Here is a 19,172-nt window from a genome sequence, read left to right as displayed (position 1 = left end):
CTTTATAGAAATGAAAAAACTACTGCTATTACTCGCCATCATGGCCTCTTCTCAAGTCAGCTTAGCTGCTGGCAAATACGACAACCCCGATACCATTGTGGTTGCTCGCGATGGCACGGGCCAGTTCCGCACCATCGACGAAGCTATCGAGGTGTGCCGTGCATTTATGGATTACCACAAGGTGATTTTTGTAAAGAACGGCACTTATAAGGAAAAACTGATTATCCCTTCGTGGTTGCAGAACATCGAGATTTGCGGTGAGGATGCCGAGAAAACCATCATCACCTACGACGACCATGCCAACATCGCCCGTGCCGAGACAGGCAAGCCCATGGGCACGTTCCGCACATACACCCTGAAGATTGAGGGCAATGATATCACGCTGAAGAATATCACCATCGAGAACAACTCAGCCCGCTTGGGTCAGGCAGTGGCACTGCATACCGAGGGCGACCGACTGGTATTTGTAGGCTGCCGATTCATCGGTCATCAGGATACGGTCTACACCGGAGTGGCAGGCACGCGCCTGTACTTCAAAGACTGTTTTATCTGCGGCACCACCGATTTTATCTTCGGTCCCTCTACAGCCTGGTTCGAGGGTTGCACCATCGAGAGTCGTATCAACTCATACGTCACAGCAGCCTCAACACCACAGGATCAGCCTTACGGCTACATCTTCAACAACTGCCGTCTGATAGCTACCCCTGAGGCTACGCAGGTTTATTTGGGTCGCCCTTGGCGCGACTATGGCTATACGCTCTTTATGAACTGCGAGTTAGGCAGCCACATCCGTCCTGAGGGCTGGCATCACTGGGAGAAGCACCGTGAGCAGACCGCCCGCTACTTAGAGTACAACAACCGTGGTGCCGGTGCTAACATCAGCCAGCGTGTGCCCTGGAGCCGCCAGCTCACCAAGAAAGAGGCCGCTAAGATTACACCCCAAACAGTATTCAACAAAAATGATGGTTGGAGCCCTAGGAAATAACCAACACCTAACACCCAACACCCATTCACTAATATAATAAGGTATATATATGAAGAAATTACTAATTACAGTTTTAACCACTACACTGTCACTCGTGGCCATCGCCCAGGAGCGTCCTCTCTGGATGCGTTTCTGTGCCATTTCGCCCGACGGGCAGACGATTGCTTTTTCGTACAAGGGCGATCTGTTTACAGTGCCTGTTACAGGTGGTACAGCCAAGCAGCTTACCACCAACCCTGCTTACGACTACAACCCAGTTTGGAGCCCCGACGGCAGCAAGATTGCTTTTGCTTCCGACCGTGAGGGGGGCATCAATGTATGGGTGATGCCCAGCAAGGGCGGACAGCCACAGCAGATTACCACCAGTAGCCATTTTAAGAACGTACTGACGTTTGCCGACAACGACCACGTGCTGTTCAGCATGGCCGACATGCCCACACGCCAGAGCATCATCCCCAGCCTTGGGAAGTTTCCCCAGGTTTACGAGGTGAGCGTAAAGGGCGGTCGTCCACGCTTGTTCTCCGGACTGATGATGGCCGATATCAACATCAACCGCAAAACGGGCGATGTGCTGTATCACGACATCAAGGGCAGCGAGGATATGTATCGCAAGCACCACCAGTCGGCAATCTGCCGCGACATCTGGATGCTGTCGAAAGGTAAATACACCAAGCTTACCGACTTTGCCGGCGAAGACCGCACACCTGTGTGGACCGCCGATGGTAAGGGTTATTACTACCTGAGCGAGCAGGATGGTACCTTTAATGTTTGGTACCGCAGTCTGGATGGCAAGCAGAACCAGCAGATTACACGTCATAAGACCAATCCTGTACGTTTCCTCACTGCCGCTGACAACGGCACCCTGTGCTATGGCTACGATGGCGAGATCTACACCGTACGTCAGGGCAGTCAGCCTCAGCGTGTAAACATCAATATTGTTAGCGACAAGACCGACCGCGAACTCATCCGTGAGGTGCTCACCAAGGGTGCTACCGAGGTTGTGGCATCACCCAGCGGCAAAGAGGTGGCTTTTGTGATTCACGGCGAGGTATATGTAACTGCAACCGATTACAAGACCACCCGTCGCATCACCGACACCCCCGAACTGGAGCGCAACCTGAGTTTCTCACCCGATGGTCGTTCGCTGGCCTACGCCTCTGAGCGTAATGGTTGCTGGAACATCTATCAGACAACCATCAAGAACAAGGACGAAAAGCAGTTTACCTATGCTACCGACCTGACCGAGGAGCAGCTCACCAAGCAAAACCACACCTCGTTCTATCCACGTTATAGTCCCGACAGCAAAGAGCTGGCTTTCTTCGAGGATCGCGGCACCATCCGTATCATCAATTTAGCCACCAAGAAAATCCGTACTGTGATGGACGGCAAGGACCTCTTCTCATACTCTGATGGCGACATCGACTTTGAATGGAGCCCCGACAGCCGTTGGCTGCTGGCCACTTACTATGGCGACGGCGGCTACCACCACGATGATATTGCGCTGATTGATGCCTCGGGTAAACAGAAACCCTACAATCTGACCAATAGTTCTTACTACGACATGAACCCTCACTGGGTTCTCGGTGGAAAGGCCATGCTGTTCACAAGCAACCGCAGAGGCTTCAAGAACCACGGCGGACACGGATGGCAGAACGACTATTTCCTGATGTTCTTTGATATCGATGCCTACGAACGTTTCCAGATGTCGAAGGAGGAGAAGGCCATCTACGACGAGGCTCACAAGCCTGCCAAAAAAGAAAACACGGCTACCGACAGTAAGGATAAGAAAGCTACTGAAAAGAAGCCTGCCGTTGAGCCTTTGCAGTTCGATCTGGAGAATGCCAAGGACCGCATTGTACGTCTTACCGCCCACTCTACCCGCTTGGGCGATGCCTACCTCACTCCAAAAGGCGACACCCTGTACTACCAGGCTGCCTACGAGGATGGCTACGACCTGTGGAAGTACGACCTGCTGGAGGATAAGAGCGAGCTGGTGATTCGTGGCGTAGGCAACGGACGCCTGAGCACCGACAAGAAAGGTAAAAACCTATTCTTTATGAATAAGGGTTCGCTGCGCCGTATCGACATCGCGAAAGGCAGCCGTAAGGCTATTGATTTCGAAGCCGACTTCAATAACCGTCCATTTGCCGAGCGTCAGTATCTGTTCGAGCATATCTGGCGCCAGGTTGATGATAAGTTCTACCGCGACGATCTGCATGGTGTGGACTGGGCTGGCTATAAAAAGATTTACGAGAAGTTCCTGCCATACATCAACAACGTGTACGACTTCCGCGATATGCTGGCCGAGATGTTAGGTGAGCTGAATGCCTCGCATACTGGTGCACGTTACCAGAATCCCGTTGAGTTCCGCACTGCCTCATTAGGCTTGTTCTTCGACGACAGCTACAAAGGCGACGGACTGAAAATTGCCGAGATTCCAAAGGGTTCGCAATTGGCCGTACGTAACACCGGTGTAAAGGCTGGTGATATTATCGAGGCCATCGACGGCACACCAATCAGAAAAGGCGACGACTACTATCCCCTGCTGGCTGGAAAGACCGGTAAGGTGGTACGTCTCACCATCAATGGTCGCAACGTTAACACCAAAGCCATCTCGCTCACCGCTTACAACAATATCCTTTACGATCGTTGGGTAGAGCGCAACCGCAAACTGGTTGATAGTCTGTCACACGGCCGTTTGGCTTATGTACACATCTCGTCGATGAACGGCGATAAATTCCGTAAGCTGTACGAGGAAATACTGAACGAGACCAACCGCGAGCGCGATGCCGTGATTGTAGATGAGCGCCATAATGGTGGTGGCTACCTGCACGACGATCTGTGCCACCTGCTCAACGGTCGTCAGCACTCACACTTCATGGCCCATGGCAAGTACTTAGGTATCGAGCCATCAGCCCAGTGGAATAAGCCTTCGTGCGTGGTACTTTGCGAGGACGACTACAGCAATGCCTGCGGATTCCCCCGTCAGTATCAGGACATGAAGATTGGAAAACTGATTGGTACCCCAGTAGCCGGAACATCTACCAGCGTTTGGTGGGAGACACTCATCAACGGTGTGGTATTCGGTATTCCACAGGTAGGTCGTATCGATGTACGTGGCGACTATGGTGAGAACACCCCACTGTGCCCCGACATCGAGGTTTACAACAGCCCTGAGGACTATCTCAACGGTCACGACCGTCAGTTAGAGCGTGCCGTACAGGAGATGCTCAAGGAAGGCGCCGCCTTCAAGGAAAAGACCAAGAATGATTTTGGAGGTCACAAACGATAAACAGTAAGCCCCGCCGGTTGGCGGGGCTTATTTATTTAGAGCGCATCGAGATGACTTTTAAGCACTTGCAAATCTTCGCGCAACGCAATCAGGTTCTGTAAGGCATCGGCTGTTTTCTGCACGCCTTGTCGGTTTTTAGTCAACATCTCACGTGCAGCAGCAATCTTGAATCCACGCACTTTCACCAGGTTGTGTATCAGGCGTATCTGATCCAGATCTTTCTCCTGATACTGACGTATTTTCGCAGTTCCCGAGGTCTTTGGCTTCAGGAATGGAAACTCAGTTTCCCAGTAGCGCAGCGTACTCTCGTTCAAATCGAACATCTCGGCAACCTCCCTAATGGAGTAGTACGTTTTCAGCCTCCTATTCAAATTCAGTGCCATAATTACTACTATTTTGCTGCAAAGGTAAACTTTTTCACCGAAATCTCAAAACTTTTACGAAAAAAATGTGTAACTTTGCACCCAAATTTATAAATGGTAAATCATAAATTGTCAAATAGTAAAATAAGATGATGACAGCAAATGAGATTCGCGACTCATTTAAGAAGTTTTTCGAGTCGAAGCAGCACGCTATCGTACCATCAGCCCCAATGGTGATCAAGGACGATCCCACACTGATGTTTACGAACGCAGGTATGAACCAATGGAAAGATATCATTCTGGGTACTCGCGATCCAGAGCCACGCCGTCGAGCGGATACACAGAAGTGCCTGCGTGTATCAGGAAAGCACAACGACCTTGAAGAGGTTGGACACGATACTTATCACCACACCATGTTCGAGATGCTCGGTAACTGGAGCTTTGGCGACTACTTTAAGGAGGGCGCCATCGATATGGCATGGGAGTATCTGGTTGACGTGCTGAAGCTGAATCCCGAGGATCTCTATGTAACTGTATTCGAGGGTTCGCCCGAGGAGAACATCCCTCGCGACGACGAGGCTGCCAAGTACTGGGCAAAGCACGTACCCGAGGATCATATCATCAACGGAAACAAGCACGACAACTTCTGGGAAATGGGCGATACAGGTCCTTGCGGTCCTTGCTCTGAGATCCACGTAGATAGCCGTACCCCTGAGCAGAAGGCTGCCAGCGGCAAGACCGGTCGTGAGCTGGTTAACCAGGACGACCCACAGGTTATCGAAATCTGGAACATCGTGTTCATGCAGTTCAACCGCAAGGCCGATGGTTCACTCGAGCCACTGTCAATGAACGTTATTGATACCGGTATGGGCTTTGAGCGTCTGGTCCGCATGATGCAGGGCAAGCACTCCAACTACGATACCGACGTATTCCAGCCTATCATCAAGGCCGAGCAGCAGATTACCGGACTGAAGTACTTCACCTTCGAGGAGGAGACCGAGAGTCCTATCAGCAAGGAGCAGGACGACATCAACGTGGCCATGCGTGTTTGCGCCGACCACCTGCGTGCCGTTGCCTTCTCGATCGCCGACGGTCAGCTGCCTTCTAATGCCAAGGCTGGTTATGTGATTCGTCGTATCTTGCGCCGTGCCGTACGTTATGCCTATACCTTCCTGAATCAGAAGGATGGTTTCCTGTATAAGCTTGTTCCAACACTCGTTGCCGAGATGGGCGGTGCCTTCCCCGAGTTGGAGGCCCAGCAGCAGCTTGTCACCAAGGTAATCAAGGAAGAGGAAGAGTCGTTCCTCCGCACCCTCGAAAAGGGTATCGGCATGCTGAACGACGCTATGAATACCCTCAAGGCCGAGGGTAAGACCGAGTTGGATGGCGTACAGGCTTTCCGTTTGTTCGACACCTACGGATTCCCTCTCGACCTCACCGAGCTCATCTGTCGTGAAAACGGTTTTACCGTTAACGAGGAGCAGTTCAATGTTGAGATGCAGAAGCAGAAGGACCGTGCCCGTAATGCCGCTGCCGTTGAGAACAGCGACTGGGTAGAGCTGGCCGCCGGTGAGCAGCAGTTCGTTGGTTATGATTATACCGAATACGAGTGCCATATCATCCGCTACCGCAAGGTAACTCAGAAAAAGAATGAGTTCTACGAGCTGGTACTCGATAACACCCCATTCTATGGTGAGATGGGTGGACAGGTTGGTGATTGCGGTGTACTCGTTAACGAGGCCGAGACCATCAACATCATCGACACCAAGCGCGAGAACGGTCAGAGCGTTCACATCGTAAAGCAGTTGCCAAAGGATCCCGCAGCCCAGTTCATGGCATGCGTTGATACCGACAAGCGTAATGCATCGGCCGCTAACCATACCGCTACTCACCTGCTCGACTATGCCTTGAAGCAGATTCTGGGCGACCACGTAGAGCAGAAGGGTTCGTTTGTAAGCCCCGACACCCTGCGTTTCGACTTCTCTCACTTCGAGAAGGTTACCGACGAGCAGCTGCGCGAGGTTGAGCGTATGGTAAACGATATGATCCGTCAGGACATCCACATCGACGAGCACCGCGACGTGCCTTTCGACGAGGCTAAGAAGCTTGGTGCTATCGCCCTGTTCGGCGAGAAGTACGGCGATAAGGTTCGTGTGGTTCGCTTCGGTCCAAGTTGCGAGTTCTGTGGTGGTATCCACGCTTCAAGCACCGGTCGTATCGGATTCTTCAAGATTATCTCTGAGAGCAGCGTAGCTGCCGGCATCCGTCGTATCGAGGCCAAGACCGGTCAGGAGTGCGAGGAGCTGCTGTATCAGACCGAGGATATCCTGAAGGCTGTTAAGGCATTCTTCAACAATGCCAAGGACCTGCAGGGCGTTATCAAGAAGTATATCGAGGAGCACGACTCCATGAAGAAAGAGATTGAGGCTTTCCAGGCACAGGCCGTAGAGCGCGCTGCCAAGCAGCTGGTCGACAAGGCTCGCGAGGTAAACGGCGTAAAGGTTGTTTCAGCCGTTCTGCCTATGAATCCTGCTGCTGCCAAGGATCTGGCATTTAAGATTCGTGCAGCTGTAGAGGGCTCACTGCTGTGTGTACTGGGTACTCACGACAACAATAAACCACAGCTTAGCATCATGATGAGCGATGATATGGTAAGCGACCACGGACTGAATGCCGGTCAGATGGTTCGCGAGGCCGCTAAGCTCATCCAGGGTGGTGGTGGCGGTCAGCCTCACTTTGCCCAGGCTGGTGGTAAGAACGCCGACGGCTTGAGCGCCGCCGTTGACAAGGTGTTAGAGCTGGCAAAGCTTAACTAACCTGTTTTTGCTAGTACACGTAGAAAATAATACGGCTACGTGTACTAGCAATTTTTTCTACGTGTACTAAAAACCGCAGCATAAAAAAGGAATGGACGACGAGATTAAAGAGATTGAACAGTCGGAACAGCACTCCGACTATAAACCAAGCAACCGCTTTGATGCCGCAGCGGTTCATCATCTTAGCGGCATGTATCAGAACTGGTTTCTGGATTACGCCAGCTACGTAATCCTGGAGCGTGCCGTACCCCATCTGGGCGACGGACTGAAACCCGTACAGCGTAGAATTCTGCACTCTATGAAACGTATGGACGATGGCCGCTACAACAAGGTAGCCAACATCGTAGGTCATACCATGCAGTTCCACCCTCACGGTGATGCTTCTATCGGCGACGCCTTAGTGCAGTTGGGACAGAAAGATCTGCTCATCGACACGCAGGGTAACTGGGGAAACATCCTCACGGGTTCATCGGCCGCTGCCCCACGATACATCGAGGCACGCCTTTCTAAGTTCGCCCTCGACACGGTGTTTAATCCCAAGACCACCGAGTGGAAGATGTCGTACGACGGTCGTAACAAGGAGCCAATCACACTCCCTGTCAAATTCCCATTGCTGTTGGCACAGGGTGCCGAGGGTATCGCCGTAGGATTGAGTTCAAAAATCCTGCCACACAACTTCTGCGAAATCTGCGATGCAGCCATCAGCTATCTGCACCAGCAGCCATTCGCACTCTACCCCGACTTCCCCACCAGCGGTAGCATCGACGTTTCGAAATATAACGACGGTCAGCGTGGCGGCGTCATCAAGGTACGCGCCAAAATCGAGAAGATCGATCAGAAAACGCTGGTCATCCGTGAGATACCATTCTCAAAAACCTCCGAGACCCTGCAGGACTCTATCGTAAAGGCCATCGAGAAAGGAAAAATCAAGGCCCGTAAGGTTGAAGACCTCACTGCTGCCGAGGTTGAAATCCAGGTACACCTGGCACCTGGCGTATCAAGCGACAAGACTATCGACGCCCTCTATGCCTTTACCGACTGCGAGGTTAGCATCTCGCCTAACTGCTGCGTGATCGAGGACAACAAACCACAGTTCCTCACCGTGAGCGATGTGCTGCGTCATTCAGTAGAACGTACCAAGGACCTCATCCGTCAGGAGCTGGAGATCCGCAAGGGCGAGCTGTTAGAACAGTTGCACTTCCAGAGTTTGGAGCGTATCTTCATCGAGGAGCGTATCTATAAGGACAAGAAATTTGAACAGGCACCTAACGTAGATGCCGTTTGCGAACATATCGACGAGCGTCTCACACCTTACTACCCGCAGTTTATCCGCGAGGTAACCAAGGACGATATCCTGAAATTGCTCGAAATCAAGATGCAGCGCATCCTGAAATTCAATAAGGATAAGGCCGACGAGCTCATGGCACGTCTGAAGGCAGAGATTGAGGAGATCGACCGCGATCTGGCTAACCTGGTAGAGGTAACAGCCAACTGGTTCCAGTTCCTAAAGGATAAGTACGGCAAGGACCATCCACGTCTGACCGAGATTCGCAATTTCGACACCATCGACTCAGCCAAAGTGGCCGAAGCCAACCAGAAGTTGTACATCAACCGCAGCGATGGCTTTATCGGTACCGGACTGAAGAAGGACGAGTTTGTATGCAACTGCTCCGACCTCGATGATGTCATCATTTTTTACAAAGATGGTAAATACAAGATTGTACGCGTAGCCGAGAAACTGTTCGTGGGTAAGAACATCCTGTATGTGAACGTGTTCAAGAAGAACGACTCACGTACCATCTACAATGCCGTTTATCGTGATGGTAAGAAGGGCGCCTGCTACATCAAGCGCTTCAACGTTACCAGCATGACCCGCGACAAGGAGTACGACCTGACGCAGGGCACCGACGGCAGTCGCGTGATGTACTTCACCGCCAACCCCAACGGCGAGGCCGAGGTGATCAAGGTAACGCTCGACCCCTCACAGAACATCAAACGCGTGTTCTTAGTCAAAGATTTTTCAGAGATTATGATCAAGGGGCGCGCCTCGAAGGGTAACCTGCTCACCAAGTATCAGGTAACCCGCATCGGACTGAAGAGTCACGGACACTCTACACTGGGTGGTCGCAAGGTTTGGTTCGATCCCGACGTGAACCGCTTGAACTACGACGACCACGGAAAGATGCTGGGCGAGTTCTACGACGACGACCAGATTCTGGTCATCCTCTCGAACGGCGACTACTATCTGAGCAACTTTGATTTGGCCAACCACTACGAGTCGAACATCCTGCGCATCGAGAAATACGATGCCGACAAGGTTTGGACGGCCGTACTCTACGATGCCGACAACCAGGGCTATCCATATCTGAAGCGATTCCAGATGGATGCCACTAAGAAAAAGCAGAACTGGCTTTCGGACAATCCAGCATCACAGTTGCTGTTGCTCACCGACACACCTTATCCACGTTTGCAGGTAACCTACGGCGGTGCCGATGCCTTCCGTGGCAGCGAGGAGATTGATGCCGAGCAGTTCATTGCCGTAAAGGGTTATAAGGCCAAGGGTAAGCGCCTCACTACCTATGCCCTCGAAAACATCGAGGAGTTGGAGCCCACCCGCTTCCCAGAGCCACCGGCCGAGACAGCGGATGCCGATACCGAACCCGAGGAAGAAGACCTCGACCCAGATGCCGGCAAAAGTGAGCAGCAGATACGCGACGAGCTCACCGGTCAGCTAAATCTTTTTGATAATGAAGATTTTAAATAGTATATTGTGTGTTTTGTGCTTTGCTGCTACCGCGGCAAATGCACAAAACAAATCACACATGATAGGCCTTGGCCCAACCAAAGTTCTCGATACTTACCTAACCCCCGAGAACTTTAGCGGCACGGGCATTACCTACATGTATATCAAAGAGCAGCGCGACACCACCCGCCGTTGGAGCAACACCTATGAGCACGAGGTCGACCTCTCGAACACCCACGACCGTAGCCATAACATCAACGATTTGGAAATCACTTACAATCTCTATTGGGCACGCTACTACAATTTCCGTCCCGTACTCAACGGACTGAAACTGCAGGCAGGTGTAGCCGCCAACCTCTGCGCTGGCGCCATCTACAACATGACCAGCAGCAACAACCCCGCCCAGGCACGTGCAGCGCTCAACATCATGCCAAGTGCCACTGCTACGTACGGTTTCCACATCAGTCGTCATCGTTTTACTGCCCGTTACGAACTCAACCTGCCACTGGTAGGCGTGATGTTCAGTCCTAACTACGGACAGAGCTACTACGAAATCTTTTCGCGGGGCAACTACGATCATAACATCGTACCCACCACTTTTGTTTCAGCCCCCACCTTCCGTCAGTTGGCCTCGGTGGATTGGCACTGCACTCAAAAATGGGCACTGCGCCTGGCCTACCTCGGTAACTACCAGCAAGCCCAAGTCAACAACCTCAAGCAGCACACCTATACCCACCGTATCCTGCTTGGCATCACCCGCAGCCTATGAAAAAGATAACGCTGTTAATTCTCTTGATTTTTTCCATAACTTCCTGCGTAAAGGAGGAAGAACGCCCCGATACACCCACAGGCAACTTCGAGGCCTTGTGGCATATCATCGATGAGCACTACTGCTTTTTCGACTACAAAGATATCGATTGGAACCAGATTTACCAGACCTACAAGGTACGTGTAAACGACAATATGAACCGCGAGCAGCTGTTCGAGGTGCTCACCGATATGCTATCCAAACTGCGCGACGGACATGTAAACCTCTACACCGCGTTCGACAACGGTCGTTACTGGAACTGGCACGAGGACTACCCCACCAACTTCAGCGATACCCTGCAGCGTCGTTACTTAGGCACCGACTACCGTATTGCCGGTGGCCTGCGCTACCGCATCCTCGACGATAACATCGGCTATGTATATTATGGCAGCTTTTCAAGTGCTGTGGGCGAAGGTAATCTCGACGAGGTGATACAGCACCTCATGTTCTGCCAGGGCATGATACTCGACATTCGAAGTAACGGCGGTGGCGACCTGACCAATGCCGAAAAATTGGCCGCCCGTTTCTGCAATCAGAAAACACCGGTTGGCTACATACAGCATAAAACCGGTAAAGGTCATAACGACTTCTCAGCACAGGAGCCACAGTATATAGAGCCCAGCAGCAACTTGCGCTGGCAGAAAAAGGTGGTACTGCTTACCAACCGCGGTGTGTTTAGTGCTGCCAACGAGTTTACCACCTATATGAAGTGCATGCCACAGGTAACCGTAGTGGGCGACCGTACCGGTGGTGGCAGTGGCCTACCCTTCACCGCCAGTCTGCCTAACGGTTGGACAGTACGTTTCTCGGCCTGCCCCACCTACGATGCCAACCATAACCAAACCGAGTTTGGTATCGATCCCGACTACAACGTGGCGCTGACCGACGAAGATTTTAACAAAGGTAAAGATACAATAATAGAACACGCGCGTACCTTACTTAATAATAATTAAAAAAAATACAATAAATCCTTGCTTAAAACAAAAAAAAGCAGTACCTTTGCCCCCCGATAAAGCGCCTGTGGCGGAATTGGTAGACGCGCTAGACTTAGGATCTAGTGTTTACGACGTGCAGGTTCGAGTCCTGTCAGGCGCACATCACTTAAAATAACATAAAAAGGAGCTATAAATGGAAAAAACTACCATATTGCAGGTATTTCGGCAGAAATTTGCGGTTTTTTGAAAAAAAAACCTAATATTTCTTGCAAGTTTCAATTATATTTCCTACTTTTGTCACCGATTTATATAAATTAACGTACGATATTATTGTTTTATTTATTTGTTTAATTATAATTTTTAAGTTCAATGAAAAAGAAAATTATCAATGGTATTCTGATGGTAGCCCTCGTAGGTGCTACATCAACATCATTCGTTTCTTGTAAGGACACAAGCGAGGATGTAAAGACAGACTTGATGGCACAGGTAAATGCCGTTAAGGCTAACCTCGAGCCACGCGTAGAGCAGGCTGAGAAGGACATCGATGCACTCGAAGGCCGTATGGACACTGCTGAGAGCGACATCAAGACTCTGAAGAGCGACGTTACAAGCCTGAAGAACCGTGTATCTACTCTGGAGCAGGAGAAGGATAGCCTGGCTCAGGTAACAAAGACCATCGAGGGTCAGCTCACACAGGTTGAGACTAAGATCAACACTATCGTTGAGGCTCTCCAGAAGATGGTTACTAGCGTAACTGTTAACGCTACATCTACAAGCATTCTCGACAATAGCAAGCTGTTCCCAGGTCTGAACCTTCAGTTCCTCGGCACTGCTATGGGTAAGGCTACCACAACTGGTAAGTTCCCTTCAACAACAACTATGGCTGGTCACGGTACAGCTCTTGAGGCTGCTGACTTCGCTGGTGTTGACCAGTACAGCTGGAGCAACGGCGACATCCTGCCAAAGGCTGACGAAGAGACTGAGCTGGCTGACGCTGGTACAGTTTGGTTCACTCTGAACCCATCTAACGTTAACGTTAAGAACCTGAAGGCTCTGAAGCTGGTTGACAGCCAGAATAACGAGAGCTTCGTAACAATCTCTCTGAAGGACGCTGAGAAGGATACTACTTCTGTTCTGACATGGGGTATCACACGTGCTGACGAGTTCAAGCCCGTTCTGTGGAAGGCTCAGGCTGGTATCGACCTCGAGGCTACTGACCTCGCTACTATCGCTCCTGCCGAGATTATCGACTATAAGGGTATCGCTGCTGACGTTCGCGCTATTCTGAGCGAGGTTAAGGCTGCTGCTCAGGATGTTAACCGTAACAACTACGCAGACCTGACCAAGAGCACAACTAAGAGCGTTCTGAAGAACTCTGCTCAGATTGTAGCTTCTCTGCTGCAGGCTAAGGTTCCTTCTCTGCCCGCTCTGGCTCTCGAGGCTCAGTGGGAGGATACAGTAGGTGTTCGTAGCGTACTGTCTGACTACTCTATCGCTGCTACAGCTTACAAGCCACTGTCATTCGACTTCGGTAAGGACCTCGTTGACGGCCGTCAGGTAAGCCTCGACAAGATCGACCGTCAGGTTGCTCGCATTCTGAACAAGATTGCAAACAAGGTTAACAGCATTGGTATCAACAATATCACTATCGCTAACATTAATCTGACAACTGCTCAGCTGAATCAGTTCAAAACCTCTCAGACTCTTCATATCTGGGTAAATCCAACAGCACCAGATGTTGTAATTAATACTGATGGTTCTAATCCTGGTGCAGTTTATACTACACATCACACCACAACTATCGATGCTGACTTGACTGCTGCAGTAAACACTCTGCTCGGAGAGGTTAACGGTTCGCTGAACGGTGCTAACGTTGACATCCAGTCAATCATCAACGAGATCAAGAGCCTGCAGGCTAACGTTACAAGCTACGCTGATCGCACAAAGACCTTCGAGGTTCGCGTAAGCGACTTCTTGGAGCGTGAGATCAACCGCGTTATCACAAAGGTTGCTAACGATGGTCTGACACGTATTCTCGAGCCAGTTATCCTGTTCCAGGCTGGTGAGAACTACAACGTAACTCGCTTCTTCGAGGGTCAGGTTATTCCTGCTGGTAAGGTAACTCTCGTTCCTACCACAGTAACCAACGAGCTCTTCGCTCCTGCATTCAAGAAGTACGTTGCTATCAAGGCTGCTGACGGTTCATTCGCAGTTCAGAAGCTCATGACTAAGGGTGACAAGGACTTCAAGAAGATTGAGGCTAACCTGAAGGCTGGTAAGTACACTGTTATCTACAGCGCTCTCGACTTCTATGGCAACCAGGTATCTAAGAAGTACAACATCACTGTGAAGTAATTAACATTCGCGAATTAAATAATTAGTAAACAGAATATGAAAATGAAGAAAACAATATTGTCTTGCCTGATGCTGTTGGCTGGTATTTCAGCAAATGCACAGGAGCAGAAGGGCACGACTGAATACGTCTTCGAGCCACACTGGTATGTACAGATTCAGCCTCTGGGCGCTCAGTACACACTCGGTGAGGTAAGCTTCGGCGATCTGCTGTCATACAACGTACAGGCAACTGTAGGCCGTCAGTTCTCAAAGCTGTGGGGTGCCCGCTTGGCCGTTAACGCATGGCAGAGCAAGGCTGGTAGCAAGTTCGATATTTCTAACAAGGAGTACAAGTGGAAGTGGAACTACGTAGCTCCTACAATTGACGCTACATTCAACGTTTCTAACGCACTGTTCGGTTTCAATCCTAACCGTGTATTCAACCTGAGCGCTTTCGCTGGTATCGGTCTGAACATCGGTTTCTCTAACACAGAGGCTGCTGATGCTGACAAGGCTATCCGCGCTATGGGTACAATCGTTGGTGCTAACGGTACTACTTACACCACAAACCAGGGTCTGGAGTATCTGTGGGACGGCACAAAGGTTCGCCTCATGGGTCAGTTTGGTCTGATGGGTGACTTCAAGGTAAGCGACAAGGTTAGCATCGGTCTCGAGCTGAGCGCTAACACTCTTAACGACAAGTACAACTCAAAGAAGGCTAAGAACTGGGATTGGTACTTCAACGCACTGGCTGGTGTGAAGATTGCCCTTGGTAACACCTACTCTACACGTTTCATCCCTGCTCCAGAGCCAGAGATCCGCTACGTAGAGAAGATTGTTGAGAAGATTGTTGAGGTTCCTGCTAAGGTTGAGGAGCCAGAGGCTAAGACTGAGGCTCTCCGCCGCGATATCTTCTTCGCTATCGGTAAGACTGTTATCCGCAAGAGCGAGCAGCAGAAGGTTAACGAGGTAGTAGAGTACCTGAACGCTAACCCTGAGGCTAAGGTTAACATCACTGGTTACGCTGACGCAGGTACAGGTAACGATCGCATCAACGATCGCCTGGCTGCTGGTCGTGCCGACGTTGTTGTTAAGGCTCTGAAGAAGGCTGGCGTTGCAGCAAGCCGCATCAGCTACGACAGCAAGGGTGCTCGTGTACAGCCATTCGCTGACAACGACAGCAACCGTGTATCTATCGTAATCGCAGAGTAATCTACAGATTAAGATAAAATGATGAGCCCAGTCCCATTTGGGGCTGGGCTTTTTCTTGAAAACTAATATAGGATAACCCGATGAAAAGAATAGTTCTAATCACTCTCGTAAGCATCCTTACAACATTTCAGGCTATTGCACAGGTAGCCAACGGTTTTTACCGTGTCCAAAACAATGCAAGTTCACGCTACATCACACTCAGAGATAATGCAGTGGGAACTGTAGATTACTCAAGTACTAATGTTGATTTGAGTAATATCGTAACATGGAGTGGTTTCGATAAAGTAAAGAGCAATCCTGCATCTATCATCTACGTTGAACAGCACGATTCAAAATACGACTTGAAAGTACAAGGAACAGGTATCTATGCCATCACAGGAGGAAGGACATATTTAGAACTAAGGCCAAAGGATTCCGGTTACATCTTGGCAGTTACATACAATGGTATGGAAGGTCGACTATACGATAGCGAAGAAGATGTTGATGGTGAGGGCTACGTAAAGCGTAGCGGCAATTCGGCTTATCAGTACTGGAGCTTTATCCCTGTTGATACCGAAAACAACTATATTGGCTTGCAACCCACTGTACAGGTTGGCGACAACTACTACGGCACTCTTTATGCCAGCTATCCCTTTAAGGCAGCATCAAGCGGCATCAAGTTCTATTATGTTGATGCGATAGCCGAAGGCAAGTGCCGACTGCAGGAGATTACCAGCGAGGTTATTCCTGCTGCAACACCATTAGTATTTATGTGCAGCAGCAACGATCCCGCCAACAACAAGGTAATACCTGTAACCGATGAAACAACTGCACCAGCAAGCAACATGCTGGGCGGGACCTACTTTGCCAGCACCACCAGCGGCCACAAGGTAAACGTACGCTACGACGAGAGCAGCATGCGTGTGTTAGGTAAGAACGACGCTGGCGAACTGGCATTCGTTAAAGCCACCAGCGACTATCTTACCAAGAAACACTATATCCCTATGAATACCTGTTGGCTGAATATCCCTGAGGAATATACAGGTGATTTCCAAGCACTCAGCAGCGGTGAATATACAGGCATCCGCAACATCAATGCAGATACCAAAAACAAAGCCGATGATACCATCTATACCCTCACCGGTACCAAGGCCAACGCCAAAACCCTCCGTCCTGGTATATACATTCAAAGCGGAAAGAAGGTTGTGATTAAATAATTATCGACAAAAACACGATATTTATCCCTACTAAACGTCGCCAAAAAATAATTTTGGCGGCGTTTAGTATTTATTAACCATTAAATAGTACAACCAATAGTTTTTTTACGTATATTTGCAGAAACAATATCTAAAAACATTTATTATTAACCCTTTAACAATAGAGCGTATGAAAAAACTATTTTTGTTTGCAGCCCTCTTAATGACGGGCTTTGCATTCTACTCGTGCGAAGACGTAGTAGACAACCCAGCACAGGATCCCGCTCAGTCGTGGAACTACTCAGTAAGCGTAAAATTCGCAGATTTTGATTTTAACGGAGCAGTTGATGAGAACAGCGTACCTTATACCTATAAGGCACCTACTACTCTCTATGTACTTAACGAGGAGAATACACTTATGGGAACCATTACTACAGATGCAGCTCCTGCGATAGGCGACTATGGCACATATGCTGGCACATTAACCGGTTCCATTGGCAATAACCTGATTATAACCACCAAGATTGGCAACGATCTGACAAAACAGGATGGAACACTGAAATCTGCCATCGAAAATGGTATAGTTCAGACTGCCGAAGTTCCCATTAAGATTTACAATGCTAACTCAGGCACCCTGACCACAGCATCTGCCAAGATGGATAATACAGCTGCCATCGCCTATACTTCATTAGGTTACATTAAAGGTGGTGATAAAATCTTATTTGTAGAAGGCAATCAGACATTCGAATGGACTGTTAATGAAGAATTTGATCCCTACACATCAACAGATTTGTATATAGCTTTACCTATGAATACTGATCCAGAGACAGAATACACTATTTCATCAGATAGTAAGGACGGATATACTCGTGGCGGAACATTCAAATTAGCCGATTATCCCACGTTGGCTGCAGGTAAAGTATCAAATTACATAGGTGGAATTCCATTCATCCAGACTGGTGTTGATTTGACAAAATGGGATGCCTACATGCGTACAGATCCAAATAACACATGGTACATGAACAACATCAATAACGGCTGGCCTGCTACATTTAGTCAGGAAGTTGAAGATGGTAAATCATTTATCGTTACACAATCCGGCCCAACCTTAGACTCTCTGAACGTTGTTGTTGGCGGCGTTACAGGAAAAGAAGTGAATGTAACACTTAACAACATTAGATTAGGCAAAGACCGTTCTATCAATATCGGTGATAAACACGGATGGGTAGAATATGACGGTACACACGACATCTATGGATGGGGTGCTAAGGCAAACGTTACTTTGATTGGTGAAAATGAATGCGAAACACTATATATCCAATGTCCAGCCACTAAGAAAGGTGAAGGTACTCTTAATTACAAAAATTTAAGTATAGACAGTTACGGAAGCGGATACTATACAGGCGGATCAACATGGGTATTCACCAAGGCCGGTGCACCAACCATCACTCTAAACGAGGACATGAATTTAAACAGTATTATTATAAAAGATGGCGTAATCTTGAATATTGCAGATAACAAGAAGATTAATGTAAGCAACGAAAAAGCAGGTAATTACGCTATTTCCGCTTCTAATAGTGAGATAACCATTGGTGAAAATGCAGAAGTAAAAGCTATCGCTGCTAAAAATGCTAGCGGATTATATACTAACAATACCACAGTCACCATTAAAGATAATGCTAGAGTAATTACTAAAACTACAGGCACCGGCGGAAGTGGCTTCGACTTTAACGGTAGCGACAAGAAATTGACAATCGGCAAAAATGTAACAATTGAAGCAATCGGAACTCCCGACAACTGGAGTAGAATTGGCTACGGAATGGTTATTAACACCACAGGTGAGGTTACAATTGGTGATGGCTCAAAGATTGTTACTGAAAGTGAGAATGGTTATTACGGATTAGCATTGCAAAATGCTACAATCACACTTGGAGAAGGAACAGCTATCACAGCAACACTGACAGGAGAAGATAATCTCAGCTGGACAAGAGCAGCTCTGTTAACAGATAACGTAACCATAAAGGGTAAGGGTTCAATTATTGCGGAGAGTAAGTGCGCATATCCTGGTCTACGTGTCGACAACAACCTCACTCTCAACGGTGGCTTATTAGAAGCCATTGGAGGTCCTGATAAAGTCGGTGCTCGTGTAAATGGTACCCTAGTGTTTGGAGATGACTTCAATCAATTAAAAGCAAAGACTGGACAAACTGGCGCATCTCCAATTTATATCCTCAACAGTGCCACGGATGCAGAACTAGTTATTGACGAGACAAAACTTACCGAGACAAAGAAGGATGGCTACCGTACCATCACTCCAAAGCCCGCAGCAGAGTAAAGTAACTACAGATTCAAACAAAAGAATCTAACATAACATCATCAGGGCAGCCCCACCATAGGCCGCCCTGATTTTTTATACAATCTCGTATTCTGGGTGGTGCAGGTGCAGCAGGTGGAGTATTTCTATACGAACGCGAAAATAAATACCTAAATTCAGAAATACTCAAATGGTA

Annotated in this window: 11 protein-coding genes and 1 tRNA gene; 11 read left to right on the top strand and 1 reads right to left on the bottom strand. The window is 49.1% G+C overall.

The genetic code is table 11. The annotated features are described in order from the left end of the window. The first annotated feature begins 10 nt into the window (after positions 1-10). Positions 11-985, top strand: a complete 975-nt coding sequence (locus PRU_RS00060; protein WP_013064938.1) for a pectinesterase family protein — start codon at positions 11-13, stop codon at positions 983-985. 49 nt (positions 986-1,034) lie between these two features. Further along, a complete protein-coding gene (locus tag PRU_RS00055; RefSeq protein WP_013063775.1) occupies positions 1,035-4,277 on the top strand; it encodes a S41 family peptidase in 3,243 nt (1,080 codons plus the stop codon). A gap of 35 nt (positions 4,278-4,312) precedes the next feature. Here PRU_RS00055 and PRU_RS00050 read toward each other — a convergent pair whose 3' ends face one another. Beyond that, on the bottom strand, positions 4,313-4,660 hold the full coding sequence (locus PRU_RS00050; RefSeq protein ID WP_013063345.1) for a MerR family transcriptional regulator: 348 nt from the start codon (positions 4,658-4,660) through the stop codon (positions 4,313-4,315). Positions 4,661-4,788: 128 nt separating this feature from the next. Here PRU_RS00050 and alaS point away from each other — a divergent pair, with 128 nt between their 5' ends. From alaS to PRU_RS00005, 9 genes are all read left to right on the top strand, one after another. Continuing rightward, positions 4,789-7,455: an alanine--tRNA ligase gene (gene alaS, locus PRU_RS00045; RefSeq protein ID WP_028907269.1), complete on the top strand. Its 2,667-nt coding sequence runs from the start codon at positions 4,789-4,791 to the stop codon at positions 7,453-7,455. Between the two features lie 91 nt (positions 7,456-7,546). Continuing rightward, the gene (locus PRU_RS00040) at positions 7,547-10,219 is read left to right on the top strand and encodes a DNA gyrase/topoisomerase IV subunit A (protein WP_013064975.1); all 2,673 of its coding nucleotides are present in this window, start codon (positions 7,547-7,549) and stop codon (positions 10,217-10,219) included. Then, a complete protein-coding gene (locus PRU_RS00035) occupies positions 10,203-10,967 on the top strand; it encodes a DUF3316 domain-containing protein (RefSeq protein WP_013065742.1) in 765 nt (254 codons plus the stop codon). The genes PRU_RS00040 and PRU_RS00035 overlap by 17 nt, the downstream gene beginning before the upstream one ends. Beyond that, positions 10,964-11,959 (top strand): S41 family peptidase, encoded by a 996-nt coding sequence (locus tag PRU_RS00030; protein ID WP_013062997.1) that lies wholly within the window; start codon positions 10,964-10,966, stop codon positions 11,957-11,959. Before PRU_RS00035 ends, PRU_RS00030 begins: the two co-directional genes overlap by 4 nt. A gap of 61 nt (positions 11,960-12,020) precedes the next feature. Then, positions 12,021-12,101, top strand: a tRNA-Leu gene (locus PRU_RS00025). Positions 12,102-12,310: 209 nt separating this feature from the next. Continuing rightward, a complete protein-coding gene (locus PRU_RS00020; RefSeq protein WP_013063408.1) occupies positions 12,311-14,296 on the top strand; it encodes a lipoprotein in 1,986 nt (661 codons plus the stop codon). Positions 14,297-14,338: 42 nt separating this feature from the next. Beyond that, complete coding sequence (locus PRU_RS00015) at positions 14,339-15,487, top strand: OmpA family protein (RefSeq protein WP_224083002.1); 1,149 nt, start codon at positions 14,339-14,341, stop codon at positions 15,485-15,487. An 80-nt stretch (positions 15,488-15,567) separates the two neighbouring features. Then, positions 15,568-16,683 (top strand): hypothetical protein, encoded by a 1,116-nt coding sequence (locus PRU_RS00010; RefSeq protein ID WP_013065329.1) that lies wholly within the window; start codon positions 15,568-15,570, stop codon positions 16,681-16,683. Positions 16,684-16,852: 169 nt separating this feature from the next. Then, positions 16,853-18,997 carry a hypothetical protein gene (locus PRU_RS00005; RefSeq protein WP_013065143.1) on the top strand — a complete coding sequence of 715 codons (2,145 nt, stop codon included), beginning with the start codon at positions 16,853-16,855 and terminating at the stop codon, positions 18,995-18,997. Positions 18,998-19,172: the final 175 nt, after the last annotated feature.

The organism is Xylanibacter ruminicola 23 (assembly GCF_000025925.1).
Taxonomy (GTDB): domain Bacteria; phylum Bacteroidota; class Bacteroidia; order Bacteroidales; family Bacteroidaceae; genus Prevotella; species Prevotella ruminicola.
Note: the sequence above shows the minus strand (reverse complement) of the source record. Positions and strands in the feature narration are given on the sequence as shown.